General features: G+C 67.9%; 11 protein-coding genes. 2 read left to right on the top strand and 9 right to left on the bottom strand.

The genetic code is table 11. The features are described 5' to 3' along the window. Window positions 1-26: 26 nt before the first annotated feature. Entirely contained in the window at window positions 27-2,384 is a 2,358-nt protein-coding gene (locus tag BTZ20_RS15850) for an ATP-binding protein (RefSeq protein WP_077042027.1), read from the top strand. 31 nt (window positions 2,385-2,415) lie between these two features. On the opposite strand, the gene BTZ20_RS15845 is transcribed toward BTZ20_RS15850, so the two are convergent. The 9 genes from BTZ20_RS15845 to BTZ20_RS15810 form a co-directional block, all read right to left on the bottom strand. Then, window positions 2,416-4,356, bottom strand: coding sequence for a hypothetical protein (locus tag BTZ20_RS15845; RefSeq protein WP_223263360.1), 1,941 nt, complete (start codon window positions 4,354-4,356; stop codon window positions 2,416-2,418). Between the two features lie 23 nt (window positions 4,357-4,379). After that, window positions 4,380-5,873 carry a glycoside hydrolase family 5 protein gene (locus tag BTZ20_RS15840; protein ID WP_077043756.1) on the bottom strand — a complete coding sequence of 498 codons (1,494 nt, stop codon included), beginning with the start codon at window positions 5,871-5,873 and terminating at the stop codon, window positions 4,380-4,382. Window positions 5,874-6,021: 148 nt separating this feature from the next. Continuing rightward, window positions 6,022-8,028 carry an Ig-like domain-containing protein gene (locus tag BTZ20_RS29075; protein WP_077042026.1) on the bottom strand — a complete coding sequence of 669 codons (2,007 nt, stop codon included), beginning with the start codon at window positions 8,026-8,028 and terminating at the stop codon, window positions 6,022-6,024. A gap of 116 nt (window positions 8,029-8,144) precedes the next feature. Then, entirely contained in the window at window positions 8,145-9,062 is a 918-nt protein-coding gene (locus BTZ20_RS15830) for an Ig-like domain-containing protein (protein ID WP_077042025.1), read from the bottom strand. Window positions 9,063-9,181: 119 nt separating this feature from the next. Further along, window positions 9,182-10,651 (bottom strand): Ig-like domain-containing protein, encoded by a 1,470-nt coding sequence (locus BTZ20_RS15825; RefSeq protein WP_077042024.1) that lies wholly within the window; start codon window positions 10,649-10,651, stop codon window positions 9,182-9,184. A gap of 145 nt (window positions 10,652-10,796) precedes the next feature. Further along, window positions 10,797-11,414 (bottom strand): hypothetical protein, encoded by a 618-nt coding sequence (locus BTZ20_RS15820; RefSeq protein ID WP_077042023.1) that lies wholly within the window; start codon window positions 11,412-11,414, stop codon window positions 10,797-10,799. A gap of 141 nt (window positions 11,415-11,555) precedes the next feature. Next, window positions 11,556-12,272: a hypothetical protein gene (locus BTZ20_RS15815; RefSeq protein ID WP_077042022.1), complete on the bottom strand. Its 717-nt coding sequence runs from the start codon at window positions 12,270-12,272 to the stop codon at window positions 11,556-11,558. A 197-nt stretch (window positions 12,273-12,469) separates the two neighbouring features. Then, window positions 12,470-12,628: a hypothetical protein gene (locus BTZ20_RS27290; protein WP_189636479.1), complete on the bottom strand. Its 159-nt coding sequence runs from the start codon at window positions 12,626-12,628 to the stop codon at window positions 12,470-12,472. A 482-nt stretch (window positions 12,629-13,110) separates the two neighbouring features. Then, the gene (locus BTZ20_RS15810; RefSeq protein ID WP_189636478.1) at window positions 13,111-13,464 is read right to left on the bottom strand and encodes a Zn-ribbon domain-containing OB-fold protein; all 354 of its coding nucleotides are present in this window, start codon (window positions 13,462-13,464) and stop codon (window positions 13,111-13,113) included. Between the two features lie 317 nt (window positions 13,465-13,781). Between BTZ20_RS15810 and BTZ20_RS15805 the strand changes: the two genes are divergently transcribed. Next, window positions 13,782-16,118 carry an ATP-binding protein gene (locus tag BTZ20_RS15805; RefSeq protein WP_077043755.1) on the top strand — a complete coding sequence of 779 codons (2,337 nt, stop codon included), beginning with the start codon at window positions 13,782-13,784 and terminating at the stop codon, window positions 16,116-16,118.

The following is a 16,118-nucleotide window of genomic DNA, read 5'->3' as shown; positions in this document are numbered from 1 at the left end:
AAATCGGCGAAACGAGGGGACGTTCGATGACGACGTCCGTGAAGGACAAGCGCGGGAATCTGCCGCTGGAACTGACCAGTTTCATCGGTCGGCGCAACGAGGTGGCCGAGGCGAGGCGGTTGCTGGCGACCTCGCGGTTGGTGACGCTGACCGGCATCGGAGGGGTCGGCAAGACCCGGTTGGCGTTGCGGGTTGCCGAGGACTCGCGCCGGTCGTTCGCCGACGGGGTGTGGTTCGTCGCGCTCGGCGAACTGCACGATTCGGCGCTGTTGGCGGAGACCGTCGCCGCCACACTCGGGCTGCCGGATCAGCCCGGACGGTCGGTGTCCGGCCTGTTGGTCGATCAGCTCTCGACCAGGCAGACCTTGCTGGTCCTTGACAACTGCGAGCATGTGCTGGGTGCTGTCGCTGAGTTGACGCAAGCGCTGCTGCGCGCCTGTCCGGAGCTTCGGATCTTGGCGACGAGCCGCGAGCTCTTCGGGGTGGACGGTGAGCGGGTGTTGCGGGTGCCGCCGTTGACGGTGCCGGACACCCAGCCGACCCCGTCGCTCGAGGCGATGCCCCAGTACGAGTCGGTGGCATTGTTCGTCGCGCGGGCCGAAGCTCGGGTGCCCGACTTCGCGCTCACGGAGGGCAATTGCGCTGCGGTGGTGGGAATCTGTGGCCGACTGGACGGGCTACCGCTGGCGATCGAGTTGGCGGCGGTGCGGATCCGAGCGATGTCCCCGGATCAGATCCTGCAACGGTTGACCGACCGATACCAGTTGCTGACCCTCGGTTCTCGGGTCGCGCCGACCCGTCAGCAGACCCTGCGGTCGTGTGTGGACTGGAGCTACGAGCTGTGCGAAGCCCAGGAGCAGAAGCTGTGGGCCTGGCTGTCGGTGTTCGTGGGTGGATTCGAGCTGGATGCGGCCGAAGGCATCTGTCCCGAGGATTTGGACGCCGACGACTTTCTTGACGTGGTGGCGTCGCTCGTGGACAAGTCGATCCTGGTCCGCGAGGAGTGCGGGGCCGTCGTGCGTTTCGGTATGGCCGAGACGATCGGCGACTACGGCAGGGAGAAGTTGCGTGAATCCGGCGACTACCTGAGGGCTCAGCGGCGGCACCTGGCGTGGTACGAGCAGCTGGTCAAGCGTGCCGAGATCGAGTGGATCGGCCCTGAACAGGCCGGCTGGATCGCCCGACTCGATCGGGAGCAGCCGAACTTGCGGGATGCGTTGGCGTTCGGTCTGACCGAGTCGGTCATCGACACCGATCCGGATGTCACCGCGCGCATGGCCAATGCGCTGTGGCTGTTCTGGACGTGCCGGGGGCTGCTGGCGGAGGCCCGACATTGGATGGGCCGATGTCTGACGAGCTCCGGCACCGCGGCCGAGGTACGGGTGGTGTCGTTGTACGGCGACTGTTTGCTGGCCGGGATGCGGGGGGAACTCGAGGACGCCGCGGCCCGGGCGGTGGAATGCTGCGTGCTCGCGGAGCAGGTGGGCGATCGGGAGTCGCTCGAGATCGCGAACTACGCGCGAGGCTATCTCGCCGTGTTCAGCGGAGACCTCGCCGGTGCGGTCGAACCGTTCCGGGCGGCTCTCGACAGCGCGTGCGCGGCCGGGTCGCACCTGCATGGAACCGGGCTCCAGATCGCCCGACCGATTGGCGGTTTCCTCGGCCTGGCCATCGCGAGTGGGCTGTCGGGGGACGAGGAGACGGCCGCCGCGTGTCACGAGCAGATCCTCGCGATCACCACCCCGCGAGGTGAGTCCTTCTTCCGCGCGTACTCGTCGTGGGCACTCGCACTGACAGCGCTGCAGCGGGGAGAGATCGATCGGGCCGCATCCCTGTTGGAACAGGCGCTGCATCTGCTCCGGCAGCTCAAGGACCTGGTCATGACGGGCTGGTGCCTGGAGTCGATGGCCTGGATCGCGATCCGCGGAGGGGATCCGACGCGCGCCGCGGTCTTGATGGGAGCAGCCGAGACGCTCGCGCGGACGGTCGGAAGAATCTCGGTGACCCTTCCGTACATGCTCGGGAACCACGACGAGTGTGAGCAGCTCGCCCGCGACGCCCTCGGGGACCGCGCCTACGGCGAGGCCTTGCGCACCGGTGCCGCCATGGGTTTCGACGCGTCCGTCGGGTACGCCCTCGGGGACGGCCCCACCGACCAGCCTCGGACCCCTGTGGTCGAATCCGTATTGACGCGGCGCGAGACCGAGGTGGCCGACCTGGTCGCCGCGGGCCATGCGAACAAGGTGATCGCCGCCATGCTGGTGATCTCACCCCGCACCGCCCAGGGCCACGTCGAACGAATCCTGGCCAAGCTCGGGTTCACCTCGCGAACTCAGATTGCTGCCTGGGTTGTCGAGAACCAGGCCGATCGTCAACTGCCCTGATGATCGGCACTCGGCCGCGTTGCCGTGTGTTTCAGCCGGACACCTCGACGGTGGTCGTGGCGCCGGGGGCGACCGTGACGGTGGCGTAGCTGACGGTGCTGCCGTCGACGACCTTGGTCTCCGCGTTCTGGGTGGCGCCGTTCACCGTGAGCGCGGAGTGCGTGCCGGGGAACTGCGCGGTCCAGATGAGTGGGGTGGCGCCGGTGTTGGTGAACGCCGACTTGGTCAGGCCGTCGTGGCTGAGGGTGAAGGTCGACTTGCCCAGCGGGATCGAGGCGATCTCCAGCCAGCCGATGTCCGCCGGGAGGTGGGACGTCGTGGTCACGGCGTTGTTCGGCGCGTCGGGCAAGACGCCGAGCAGACCGTTGACGGTCTGGCTGACCAGGGTGAAGGCGACTTCGGGATAGTCGCCGTTCACGAGCTTGCCGGTGGAGTGGACATTGCCGATCTTGCTGTAGACGTTCTGCATCCACTTCCAGGCGGTCGCGTCGGCGTTGTTGGCGAAGAAAGTGTCCGGCAGGTACGTCTCGGCCTCGACGTTGGCGGGCGCGCCACTGCCGGAGGCCTGGGAGTCGATGTAGGAGAGGTAGGAGTCACGGCGCTGACCGGGTTCCATGATGCCCTTGAGTGGCATGAACCAGCTGTTCTCTTTGCCCCAGCCGGTGATCGGGCCGCCGTTGGTCTGATAGGCGCGCACCACCTCGCCGGGTTTGGCAGGGTCGATGCTCCAGGTGGTGTTGTAGTAGTTCTTCAGTGCCTCCGCGGCGTCGGTGAAGGTCTGGGCGCCTGCGGTATCGCCCCTTGCGGAAGCCAGCCCGGCCGCCGCCAGGTAGGCCTGGTACTGCGAACCGATGGAGTCCCCGGCCTCGGCAAAGAAGTCCCAGCCGCCCTCGTTGTAGCTGGCTGTACCGGCGAAGATGTCGCTACTCGTCGCTTGGGCGATCTTCACGTCGCCGTGGTCCCGGGGCCCGGGGTGCTGCTCGACGAACTTGGTGACGGTGTTCCCGGCGTAGTCGCTCAGCGTCGGGTCGGTCAGGTAGTCGGTGTCACCGGTTTGGCGGTAGGCCTCATAGAGTTTTTGGGCCAGCTCGAAGGGGGCGGGCAGTTCCCGCACATAGGAGCCGGGGTCGCGGTAGTCGGCGCTCAGGTAGGTCTTGGCGTCGAAGTTGATCGACCAGACCGGATCGTATTTGTTCGCAGCGGTGGCCGAGGCGGCGAAGGCCTTCAACATGGTCTTGTTGGCGGCGTCCAGACCGAGCAGGTGGGCACCGGCCAACTGGTGGACGAAGTCGCGGGAGTAGAAGCCCGATCGGTAGGGGTAGCCGGCCCAATACGTGTTCGCATACGGCGCGGCGGAGGTGCCGAAGCTGTTGTTCTCGTCGGCATTGATCGCACCGATCTGGCCCGGTTGCTGGACCCAGCTGTTGGCCTTGGCCTTCGCCCAGTTGAACATCTCGGTGAGCCTGGCGTCGGACGAGCTGATCCGCGGATCGTTCGGGGCCGACGGGGCCACCGTGATGTCGTCGATGTTGACCCAGCCGTTCGATGACGAGCCGAAGGCGATCTCGACCCGGTCCCCGGCGAGCAGCGACAGCCTGGAAAGGGTGTAGCGAGAGAAGATCTGCTGAGAAGCGAAGGTCACCGAGGCGGCCGGCTCCCCGTTGACCGTCGCGGAGAAGGTGCCCGCGGGTGCCCCGGTGGCGATCCAGGCCGACAGATCGAACATTCCATCGGTGGGAACCGTGACGGTCTGGCTGATCCTGAAGCCGGTGCCCTGGTCCAGGTACGCATTCTTGACGCCGCTGTGCTTCAGGTTGGTTCCGTTGCCTGCGCCGCCGGTGAGCGTCCAGCCGGCCATGTCCTGCTCGAAGCCCGGATTGACGAAGGCGAGCGGTGCGGGCTCCGCCGCGGAGGCGGGGCCAGGCACGGCCAAAGCTCCGGCGCACAGTGCCACGGCCAGCTGGACCAGCATTGTCAGACTTCTGTCGCCTTGTCTCAACGCTGGGCCACTCGGTACGTGCCGGTGGTTGTTCCGGTCAGCCGCCACCCGCCGTCGATCCGGGTCAGGTCGAGATCGGTGACGCCGGTGGTGTCGAGGTCGGGGCGCCCGGCGCCCGGGTACCAGGCCTCGAGGCGTCCGGTGCCGGTGCCGGTGAATCCGTTCGAGGTCACCTCCGCGAGGGTGCCGGGGGCGGCGCGCGGGTAGGCGCGCGAGAGCGGGTGGGTGAATCCCTCCTCCATGCCGGCGGATCGGCCAGAGGGGCAGTCGATCAGGTTCATATTGCCCATCGTCTTGTGGGTGTCGGCAGTGTTGCCGTCGTGGATGAAGTGCGGGTCTCCGCAGGCCTGGGTCCAGGACCACCAGGCTCCGCCGATCCGGTGCTCGTTCATCGCGTCGATGAATCGGTCGACCTTGGCGGCGTCGGCGTCCGGGTCGCCGAACCAGGCCCACTCACCGGCCCACACCGGTGCCCGGTACCTCGCGGCGGCGTCGAGTGCCAGCCGGAAGCCGTCTTCGATCGAGGGGATGTCGTTGTCGACGTTGATCGAACCGCTGTAGAGATGGGGCGCGAACACCACGAGGGGATCATTGAGATAGTGCGGCGGCGGCAGCGCGTCGACACCCAGCGCGGACCAGACCGCGCTCGGCTCGAAGAACACCAGGTGCGCGAACCCGCCCTGCTCGGCCTGTCGGATTGCCGCGATCGCGCGCTGGTAGTACCGGCCGATCTGGTCGGCGGCGGTGATGGGGTCGCGCAGTCCGGGGTTGGGCTCGTTGAGCAGGTCGTAGCCGACGACCGCCGGTTCATTCTTGAATTCGGCGGCCAAGCGAGCCCAGGTGTTGACCAGGTGGCCCTGGATCCCCTGGGCGTCGTCGTAGAAGTTCTGGAACGAGCGGGCCACGGCGGGGGAGCTCTCACGCATCCCGCCGAGGTTGCAGGTGCTCCAGCCGTCGGTGAGGGTGGCCCATGCCGGGGCGCCGTCCCACCCGATGCCGCGCTCGAGCGGCGACGGACACTCCTCGCCCGGGGGCGTGCCCACCGCCTTGCCCCACGCGTCCTGGTGCATGTCGAGCACGGTGTAGATGCCTTGTGCCTTAGCATCTTTCACCGCCTCGCGAATCCTGGCCACGTAGTTCATGTCAAACGCGCCGGGGGTGGGTTCGAGGGCCGACCACGCGAGGGTCAGCCGCGAGACGTTGAAGCCGAGTGCCGCCATCCGGGCGAACTCGTCGCTTTCGAGGCGGGCGGTGGCCGGGAGCCCGGGGTCGTTCTGGGCGTAGTCATTGAGCTGGGTGACGTTCGCCCCGCGCAGCAGGACCGTCCGCCCGGTCACGTCCGTGATGGCGCCGTCGGTCACCGTCAGTCGGGGCAGCGTCCAGCCGCCGGTGTCCGCCGGTGTGGCATTCGCTGACACCTGCTGTGCCGCGGTGGCGGCAACCAGGAGGATCAGCGTGACGATACGGGTAAGGACTCGGCTTGACCGCACGTTGTCACCCTCCTTCTGGACGAACGTCCATGTAAGCACGTATGGGTCGGCATCGTAGGTTCATTCGAGGTACCCGTGGTCGGGTTGAGCGAAGGGTCTGTCCCCGGCCGCGGTGGCCGGGGACAGACCCTTCACGGTGTGTCGGTTGTTAGGAGCCGAAGCCACTGAGGCTGCCGGTGCCTCCGGTGCCCCCATTACCGCCGCTGGCCGCGACAGTCACCGGCAGCTGGCCGGACGACGCGTTGACGGTGCCGTGACCGGAGTAATCGGCGGTGATGGTGCGCTGGCCGGCGGTGGTCGGGGTCCACACGGCGGTCGCCGTCCCGTCGGGTCCGACCTGGCCGGTGCCGATGACGGTGCCGCTGTCCTTGAAGGTGACGGTGCCGCCCGCGTTGGCGGGGGTTACCTTCGCCGTGACGGTGGTGGCCGTGCCGACGGCGGCGGCGCCGACCTGGTTGAGGGTGGTGGTCGAGTCGGTGGTGTTGACGGGTGCCTCGGTGACGTTGACCTGTGTGGTGGTGGTGGATCCGGTGACGTTGTCACGGCCGGAGAAGGTGGCGGTGAGGGTGTGTGCGCCTGCGGCTGCCGGGGTCCACTGGTAGGTGACCTTGCCGTCGGCGCTGACGGGGAGGGTCGCCAACGATGCTGCGCCGTCCTTGAGTTCGACGGTGCCGCCTGCTGCTGCCGGGTTCACGGTGGCGGTGATGGTGGAGGCGCGTCCGACCTGTGCGTCGGTGACGGGTGCGAGGGCGATCGTGGAGGGCACGGGTGCTTCGGCGACGTTGACCTGGGCGGTGGTGGTGGATCCGAGGACGTTGTCATGGCCGGAGAAGACTGCGTTGAGGGTGTGTGCGCCTGCTGCGTTGGGGGTCCACTGGTAGGTGGCCTTGCCGTCGGCGCCGACGGGGAGGGTCGCCAACGATGCTGCGCCGTCCTTGAGTTCGACGGTGCCACCGGCTGCTGCCGGGTTGATGGTGGCGGTGATGGTGCTCGCCTTGCCGACCTGTCCGTCGGTGATGGGTGCGAGGGCGATCGTGGAGGGCACGGGTGCTTCGGCGACGTTGACCTGGGCGGTGGTGGTGGATCCGAGGACGTTGTCATGGCCGGAGAAGACTGCGTTGAGGGTGTGTGCGCCTGCTGCGTTGGGGGTCCACTGGTAGGTGGCCTTGCCGTCGGCGCCGACGGGGAGGGTCGCCAACGATGCTGCGCCGTCCTTGAGTTCGACGGTGCCACCGGCTGCTGCCGGGTTGATGGTGGCGGTGATGGTGCTCGCCTTGCCGACCTGTCCGTCGGTGATGGGTGCGAGGGCGATGGTGGAGGGCACCGATGCCTCGGCGACCTGCGCGGTGATCGGCGCGGACTGGGAGGCGGTGGCGAACGCGGTGCCGGGGTAGTTGACCGTGAGGGTGTGTGCGCCTGCGGTGGTGGGCGTCCAGGGGAGGGTCGCGGTGCCCGCGCCGTCGAGGGTGGCGGTGCCGATCGAGGTTGCGCCGTCGCGGAATTCGATGGTGTCGCCCGCTGCGCCGCCGGTGACGTTGGCGGTGAGGTTGCTCGCCTTGCCGACCTGGGCGCCGGTGACGGCGGCGAGTGTGGTGGTGGTGGCGCTCTTCCCGATGGTGATGGAGGGGCCCTTGTTGCCGTAGTTGCCGCTGCCGAGGGATCCGCCGTAGTCCATGCCGGTGGTCAGGGCGGTGCCGCGGGGGCAGTTCTGGCCGACCTTGTAGGCGACGCTGAAGGTGGGTGCTCGGTAGAAGCCGGGGCGGTTCTGGACGACCCAGTCGGTGGAGCCCCAGGCGGCGCGGACGTAGGCCTCGTTTGCGTTGACCTCGGGGTTGTCGACGGGGTATTCGCTTTGGCCGATCATTTTGGCGGAGCCGGGGACGTAGGTCAGGCAGGAGTGGTGGCGGTCTTTGACGTTGTAGATGTACTCGTCGGTCCAGCTGGTCCGCTCGAATTTCGTTGTGACGGTGATGGTGTCGCCGACGGCGGGGGTGGTGTTGCTGATGGTGCGGGTGAAGTGGGAGCTGCCGTCGTCCCAGCTGATCGAGCCGGGGGCGGCCCCGGCGACGCCTGCACCGAGGAGGGCGAGTGCGCCGATGGTCAGTGTTGTTGCCGCGCCTGCGGCGACGCCGCGGGTGGTTGCTCGTTCTGCCATGGGGGTCCTTTGATCGGTGCGGCGTGAGCGTCGCCGCAGGCGCTGTGGGGGAGGTCCGGGCTCCGGCGTCTGCGAGGGCAGGGCGCCGGAGCCCGGGGTCGGTGTGCGGAGTTAGCTCAGGAGCCGAAGATCGAGCCGAGGCTGCCGGCTCCGCCGCCGGTGCCGGTGCCGCCACCGGTTCCGCCGTTGCCGCCGGCGGGTGCGACGGTCACCGTCTTCTGGTCGGACGACGCGTCGACCGTGCCCTTGCCCGAGTAATAGGCGGTGACGGTGCGCTCGCCGGCGGTTGCGGGGGTCCATGCGGTGCTGGCGGTCCCGTCGGATCCGACCTGGACGGCGCCGATGAGGGTGCCGCCATCCTTGAAGGTGATGGTGCCACCTGCGTTGGCGGGGGAGACCTTCGCCGTGAGGGTGGTGGCCTTACCCACGGTGGCGCCGCTGACCGGGCTGAGGGTGGTGGTCGAGTCGGTGGTGGTGTCGGGGTTCGTGCCGATGGTGATGGAGGGGCCCTTGTCGCCGTAGTTGCCGCTGCCGAGGGATCCGCCGTAGTCCATGCCGGTGGTCAGGGCGGTGCCGCGGGGGCAGTTCTGGCCGACCTTGTAGGCGACGCTGAAGGTGGGTGCTCGGTAGAAGCCGGGGCGGCTCTGGACGACCCAGTCGGTGACGCCCCAGGCGGCGCGGACGTAGGCCTCGTTTGCGTTGACCTCGGGGTTGTCGACGGGGTATTCGCTCTGGCCGATCATTTTGGCGGAGCCGGGGACGTAGGTCAGGCAGGAGTGGTGGCGGTCCTTGACGTTGTAGATGTACTCGTCGGTCCAGCTGGTCCGCTCGAATTTCGTTGTGACGGTGATGGTGTCGCCGACGGCGGGGGTGGTGTTGCTGATGGTGCGGGTGAAGTGGGAGCTGCCGTCGTCCCAGCTGATCGAGCCGGGGGCGGCCCCTGCGACGCCCGCACCGAAGATCGCGAGTGCGCCCATGGTCAGTGCCGCGGCCGCGCCTGCGGCGACGGCGCGGGTGGTCTCTCGTGATGTCATTGATGTTTCCTTTGGTCGATGGAAGCGCGACCGTCGACATCGAGGCCGCAGTTCGGTTGGGGCGGTGGGGTCTGTCCCGGTTGCCTAGCCCGGGGACAGACCCTTCACGGTGTGGGTTGTCAGGAGCCGAAGATCGAGCCGAGGCTGCCGGTTCCGCTGCCGGTTCCGGGGGTTCCGGGGCCGCCGGTGCCGTTGCCCGGTCCCACGATCACCGATTCCTGGTCGGAGGAGGCGTTGACGGTGCCTGCACCCGAGTACTCGGCGGTGATGGTGCGCTGACCTGCGGTGGCCGGGGTCCACGCGGTGGTGGCGGTGCCGTCCGCGCCGACCGTGCCGGTGCCGATGACGGTGCCGCCGTCCTTGAAGGTGACGGTGCCGCCTGCGTTGGCGGGGTTGATCTTGGCCGTGAGGGTGGTGGCGGTGCCGACGGCGGCGGCGCCGACCGGGTTGAGGGTGGTGGTCGAGTCGGTGTTGGTGGCGGGTGCCTCGGCCACGTTCACCTGTGCGGTGGTGTTCGATCCGACGACGCCGTCACGGCCGGAGAAGGTGGCGGTGAGGGTGTGTGCGCCTGCCGCTGCGGGCACCCACTGGTAGGTGACCTTGCCGTCGGCGCCGACCGGCAGGGTGGCGAGTGAGGCTGCGCCGTCACGGAGTTCGACGGTGCCGCCTGCCGCTGCCGGGTTCACGGTGGCGGTGACGGTCGAGGCGCGGCCGACCTGCGCGCCGGTGATCGGTGCGAGCGCGATCGTCGAGGTGGCGTTCTGCTCGGCGACCTGCACCGTGACCGGCGCGGACTGAGACGCGGTGGCGAACGCGGTGTCGGCGAAGCTGGCGGTGAGGGTGTGGCCGCCGCGGACGTTCGGGGTCCAGGGGAGGGTCGCGGTGCCCGCGCCGTCGAGGGTGGCGGTGCCGATGGAGGCGGTGCCGTCGCGGAATTCGATGGTGTTGCCCGCTGCGCCGCCGGTGACGGTGGCGGTGAGGTTGCTCGGCAGCCCGACGCGGGCGCCGGTGACGGCCGCGAGTGTGGTGGTGGTGGCGGTCTTGCCCATGGTGATGGAGGGGCCCTTGTTGCCGTAGTTGCCGCTGCCGAGGGATCCGCCGTAGTCCATGCCGGTGGTCAGGGCGGTGCCGCGGGGGCAGTTCTGGCCGACCTTGTAGGCGACGCTGAAGGTGGGTGCTCGGTAGAAGCCGGGGCGGCTCTGGACGACCCAGTCGGTGACGCCCCAGGCGGCGCGGACGTAGGCCTCGTTTGCGTTGACCTCGGGGTTCTCGACCGGGTATTCGCTCTGGCCGATCATTTTGGCGGAGCCGGGGACGTAGGTCAGGCAGGAGTGGTGGCGGTCCTTGACGTTGTAGATGTACTCGTCGGTCCAGCTGGTCCGCTCGAATTTCGTTGTGACGGTGATGGTGTCGCCGACGGCGGGGGTGGTGTTGCTGATGGTGCGGGTGAAGTGGGAGCTGCCGTCGTCCCAGCTGATCGAGCCGGGGGCGGCGCCGGCGACGCCTGCACCGAGGAGGGCGAGTGCGCCGATGGTCAGTGTTGTTGCCGCGCCTGCGGCGACGGCGCGGGTGGTCTCTCGTGATGTCATGGTGTTCCTTGGGTCGCTGGGAGTGCGACCGTCGACATCGGGGCCGCAGCGTTGGGGTTTGGGTCGTGTGTTCGACGCCGGTGGTTGTGGTGGGGTCTACCCCGGCGGGTGTGGCCGGGGACAGACCCCTTCACGGTGTGGGTTGTCAGGAGCCGAACAGCGAGCCGAGGCTGCCGGTATCGACGGAACCGGAGCCGGGAACCGTGCTGGAGGCGCCTACGGTGATCGACGGGCCCTTGTTGCCGTAGTTGCCGCTGCCGAGTGATCCGCCGTAGTCGATGCCGGTGGGCAGGGCGGTGTCGCGGGGGCAGTTCTCGCCGACCTTGTAGCGGACGCTGAAGATGGGGGTCCGGTTGAAGCCGGGGCGGGCCTGGACGGACCACTCGGTGACGCCCCATTCGGCGCGGACGTAGGCCTCATTTGCGTTGACCTCGGGGTTCTGGACCGGGTAGCTGCCGTCGTTGCCGGCCATCTTAGCGGAGCCGGGGACGTAGGTCAGGCAGGAGTGATGGCGGTCCTTGATGTTGTAGATGAACTCATCGACCCAGCTGGTCCGCTCGAATTTCGTTGACACGGTGATCGTCTCGCCGACCGCGGGGGAGGTGTTGCTGATGTATCGGGTGTAGCGGGAGCTGCCGTCGTCCCAGGTGATGGAGCCGGGGGCGGCGCCGGCAACGCCTGCGCCGAGGACGGCGAGTGCTCCGATGGCCAGTGTTGTTGCCGCGCCTGCGGCGACGCCGCGGGTGATCTTCCGTGATGTCATGGTGTTCCTTGGTCCGCTCGTGTGCAACCGTCGACATCGAGGTCGCAGCCGTGGGTTTCGGGGCCGTGTGCTCGGCGCGCGGCGGTCGCGCGCCGAGCACACGGGGTATAGCGGCGGGTGCCCAGCACCCGGGTGCTGGGTCTAGCTGCCGTTCTTGAGGACTCGCGTGATGGTGTCGCCGAGGACGTCACTGATCGAGCCGGTGGAGCTCATCTGGCCTTCGCTGGACCCGAGGCCGGCGCCGTCGAGGCTGCCGAGGGCGGCCTCTCCCGGGTTCTTCGCACGCGCGGTGAAGCAGGAGCTGAGGCCGAGCTGGGTGGTGCCGACGCCGACGGTGCCGCCTGAGGCCATGCCTCCGCTGAAGACCTTCGTGCCGGCAGCGATGTTGTCCGGGACCTTGTAGGTGAACTCGGCGGTTACCGGGTTGCCGGAGTCGACCCTCCATCCGGTGCTGTTCACGCTCCAGCCGTCTTCGATCGGCTCTGGGGTGACGGCCTCGGTCTGCTGGCCCAGGACGGCGTGGTAAGCGGTGACCTTCGCCGAGATCGGCTTGCCGAAGCCAGCCGGCGGGTAGTCCCAGATGGACCAGACGAACGGGTTACCGATTCCGGTCGTGCCGACGACGATCTTGTAGGTGACGTTGGTGCCGGCGGCGGCCTCGGTCACCGCGACGCTCTTGTCATAGGTGTGGGTGACCCCCCAGGTGCTGCCGTCGTTCTTGGTGGTGTGACTGGTCTGGGGGCAGGCCGGGTCGGCTGCGTTCGCGACGCCGGCTCCGACGCCGGTCATGAGCAGGCCGGCGGGAAGGGCGGCGGCCGCCGCGAGAGCGGCGATGCGGCGGACTGTGTTCGAAGACATGTATTCCCTACTTTTCGCTGGTGCGGTCAGGTTCGCGTGGTGACCGCGGACTTTCCCGACGCAGGGCTGTCCCGGCGTCGCATTCTCGTCGCCCGCCGGCGCGTGTGCCGGGGGGAGGCGACCCACTCTCGACCGCCGGTGTGGCGGTCATTTGGGGCCGGTGCACCTCGGGAGAGCACCGGCCCCGGGCCGAGCCGTCAGCTGAAGTTGTTCAGCAGGTTGCCAACCGCGGCGGCGTTGCCGAGCGCGGTGAGGACGGTGAGGAAGGTTGCCATTGTTTTCTCCTTGAACTTGATTTCCTGAATTTGGTGCGACCGCAACCAGGGGGCAGTTGCGGCCGCGACAATTTCTACCACGCCGACACGTCGCTGTGTGAGCGAAAAAGAAAACAAGTTGGCGCGCGTCCAGTTCCCTCGGGAATGTGGGCCGAGGGGGATCCTCAATTCACTGGGAGTTCACGGGGTGTTCGCGTCGAGGGTCCGTGATCGGTGCGCGTAGGACTTGCAGAATGTGGAGCATAAGTGCAGGTAAAGAAGCATGTTGAATGCTGCATGATGGTCGTCGAAATGGCCTGTCTGGGTCTCGGTTGCGGCACCGGCCCATGTGTCCGATGGATTGACAACGAAAAGTTGTCGGTTGGTGCGGATATCCGGTTAATCGAATGTTCCGGCAATGCAGAAATGCCGCCCGTGCCGACCTTTGTCGGGGGCGGAGAAATATCGAGATAGAGCGCCATTCACATAATTGAATTTGAATACTTCTGCACTATCGGCGTAGGTTCGTTATTGGTTCCTCGGGTTGATCCTTGAAATCTGTACCGGTCGTCGGGTGGTGTCGGTCAGTCGGTGGGGAACTCCTGGTCCCGCTCGGCGCCGCAGGCGCAGAAGACGGGATACCGGTCGCCAGCGGCCGTGTGGTCGAACTGGACGCGGACGTGCTGGTCCGAGCGGACCGCGATCTCGCCCTCGAGCCAGGTACAGATCCAGGGCCCGTCGTCGAGCGCGACGACCGCGAGCAGGCACGGCATCGGATCGCCGCACCTGTCGGGGGACTCGCGATCGACGACGGTCCATGTTCGAATCTCCCCGAGTCCCGTCGACGGGATCTTCGGCAGGTCCTTGCCTCCGCAGGTATCGCACGAGGAACTCCCCGGACTCAGCAGCGTCCCGCAGCGCGCGCAGTTCCGGATCATCAATACCTCCGGCGACGGGCGGGTCGACTGCGGCGGTCGTGTGAGCAAGAGCATCGGGAACCTCGACTTCACGCTGGGCAGAACTGGTGAATCTCATACTTCGCGGGGGCTGTGTCGAGCACCACGGCGAGATGACGGGGGGAGGTACCTGTTTTTGGCCCCCGCCGTACGCGAGGGCATCTCGCATCCGCGCGACGGGACGCGCGGTCATGGCGTTACAGTTCACGCTAAAGTGTCAAGTCGGAGCTTTCCCCACGAGGCGAGTTTCCGGCCGATATCGTTCGCGGCGCTGCGCCGGGGGAGAGATGGGAGTGACGATGCCGCCCACCATCCGTGGCAAGGTGGCCGGGAATCTTCCCCTCGAACTGAACAGCTTCGTCGGACGCCGCAACGAGACGGCCGAGTCGAGGCGACTGTTGTCGTCGTCGCGGCTGTTGACGTTGACCGGTATCGGCGGTGTGGGCAAGACGCGGCTGGCTTTGCGGGTGGCCGCCGACTCGAGACGCGACTTCGAGGACGGGGTGTGGCTGGTCGAGCTCGGCGACCTGCACGATCCTGATCTGGTCGCAGGCATGGTGGCCGCCACGATTGCGCCGCGGAACATCTCGAGCGAGCCGCCGCTCGAGATGTTGGCAGATCACCTCCGTGATCGGCGCCTGCTGCTCGTGATCGACAACTGTGAACAGGTGGTGGACGCCGTTGCGTCCCTCGCAACGGCCCTGTTGCGACGCTGTCCTGGGCTGCGGATCCTGGCGACAAGTCGTGAGGCCCTCTCCGTCGGCGGCGAAGCCGTGTTGCGAGTCCCGTCGCTTGCGGTGCCGGACCCCGCTGAGCCGCCGTCGCTGCAGGACCTTGCTCGCTACGAGGCGGCGACCCTGTTCCTCGAACGCGCCGCCGTCGCAGTGCCCGGTTTCGCCCTCAGCGAGGACAACCGCGTGGCCGTGGCGCAGATCTGTCACCGGCTCGACGGGCTCCCACTCGCCATCGAGCTGGCGGCGGTCCGGCTGCGGACACTGTCGGCCGATCAGATTCTCGACCGACTGTCCGATCGGTATCAGCTGCTCACGGGTGGCCGCAGGGGAGCGCCGACCCGGCAGCAGACGCTCAGGTTGTCCATCGACTGGAGCCGCGAACTGTGCACCGAAGCGGAACGCGAGCTGTGGGGTCGGTTGACGATCTTCTCCGGCGGGTTCGAACTCGATGCGGCGGAGGGGATCTGCGCAGGCGATCGGCCGGTGGACGAGGTGCTCGACGTGCTGGCCTCGCTCGTCGACAAGTCCATCCTGATCTGTGAGCGCGCGGGGGCGGTGGTGCGATACCGGATGCTCGAGACACTGCGCGAATACGGCCGCGAGGAGTTGCTCGCCCCGGACGACATCGCGGTCCTCCGGCGACGGCATCTGATCTGGCACAGGGATCTGGTCTCGACGACGAGATTCGAGTGGATCGGTCCCCGCCAAGTCGAGCTCATGGCCCGGCTGGGACGCGAGCAGACAAACCTGCGCGAGGCACTGCACTTCTGCATGAGCGAGCCTGACGAGGCCGACACGGGCCTGCAGATCGCCGTGGCCCTCTTCCCGTTCTGGCTCTCCCGTGGTCTCCTTCGCGAGGGCAGATACTGGCTCGACTGCGCGCTCGATCTGCACGGGGACGAAGCGACCGTCGACAGGGTGAAAGCGTTGTGTGCCAACAGCCTGCTCGCCGGGTATCAGGGCGACATCGCGTCGGCGACCGCGCTGGCGGCGGGGGCACACGACCTCGCGGAGCAACTGGACGACGACACGATGCGCGTGGCGGTCATCCACGCGAGCGCATACATCGCTGCCTTTGCCGGGGATCTGCCGGGCGCGCTCGCCGGGTGGGAGAAGGCCCTCGCAGCGTTCCAGGACCAGGGGAACAACCTCAGGCAGATCTCGACACTGCTCGGACTCACCCTGGCGTCCGGACTGCTCGGCGACGCTGCCAGGGCAATGAGCTACCAAGAAGAAGCCCTGGCCATCAGCGAACGAACCGGCGAGTTCGTCTACCGGGCATATGCGGCCTGCGCCCTCGGGCTCGCGCTGTGGGAGGCCGATCCACCGCGCGCCGCGGGCCTCCTCGAGCAGGGCCTGCGGCTGTCCCGTTCGGCTGACGACATGCTTGCCGCCGCGATGTGTGTCGAGACGTTGGCGTGGATCGCCTCCGCGGAGAATCGCGCGCGACGGGCGGCGCTGTTGCTGGGCGCGGTGGAGACGATGTGGGCAGCGGTCGGCAGCGCCGGAGTGGTTGCCCGCACGCTGCAGGCGCACCACGCGGAATGCGAGCAGCAGACCCGTCGGGCCCTCGGCGATCGGGGGTACGAGGGGGCCGTTCGAGAAGGTGCGGGGTGGAGCCCAGAGGAGGCGATCGCGTTCGCGCTCGACGAACTCCCCGAGTCGGAGGAGGGGCAGCCCTCGGGATCGCTGTCGGCGCTGACCCAGCGCGAGCGGCAGGTCGCCGCGCTCGTGGCTCAGGGCCTGACCAACAAGGCGATTGCCGCGCAGCTTGTGATCTCCCAGCGCACGGTGCAGGGACACGTCGAGCAGATCCTCGCGAAGCTCGGATTCGCCTCCCGTATCCAGGTTGTGGCGTGGATGGTCGAGCAGGGATCGAGCAGCCGGCCCGGGAACACCTGA

Origin of the sequence: Rhodococcus sp. MTM3W5.2, assembly GCF_001984015.1 — a bacterium.
GTDB classification, from domain to species: Bacteria; Actinomycetota; Actinomycetes; order Mycobacteriales; family Mycobacteriaceae; genus Rhodococcus_G; species Rhodococcus_G oryzae.
Note: the sequence above shows the minus strand (reverse complement) of the source record. Positions and strands in the feature narration are given on the sequence as shown.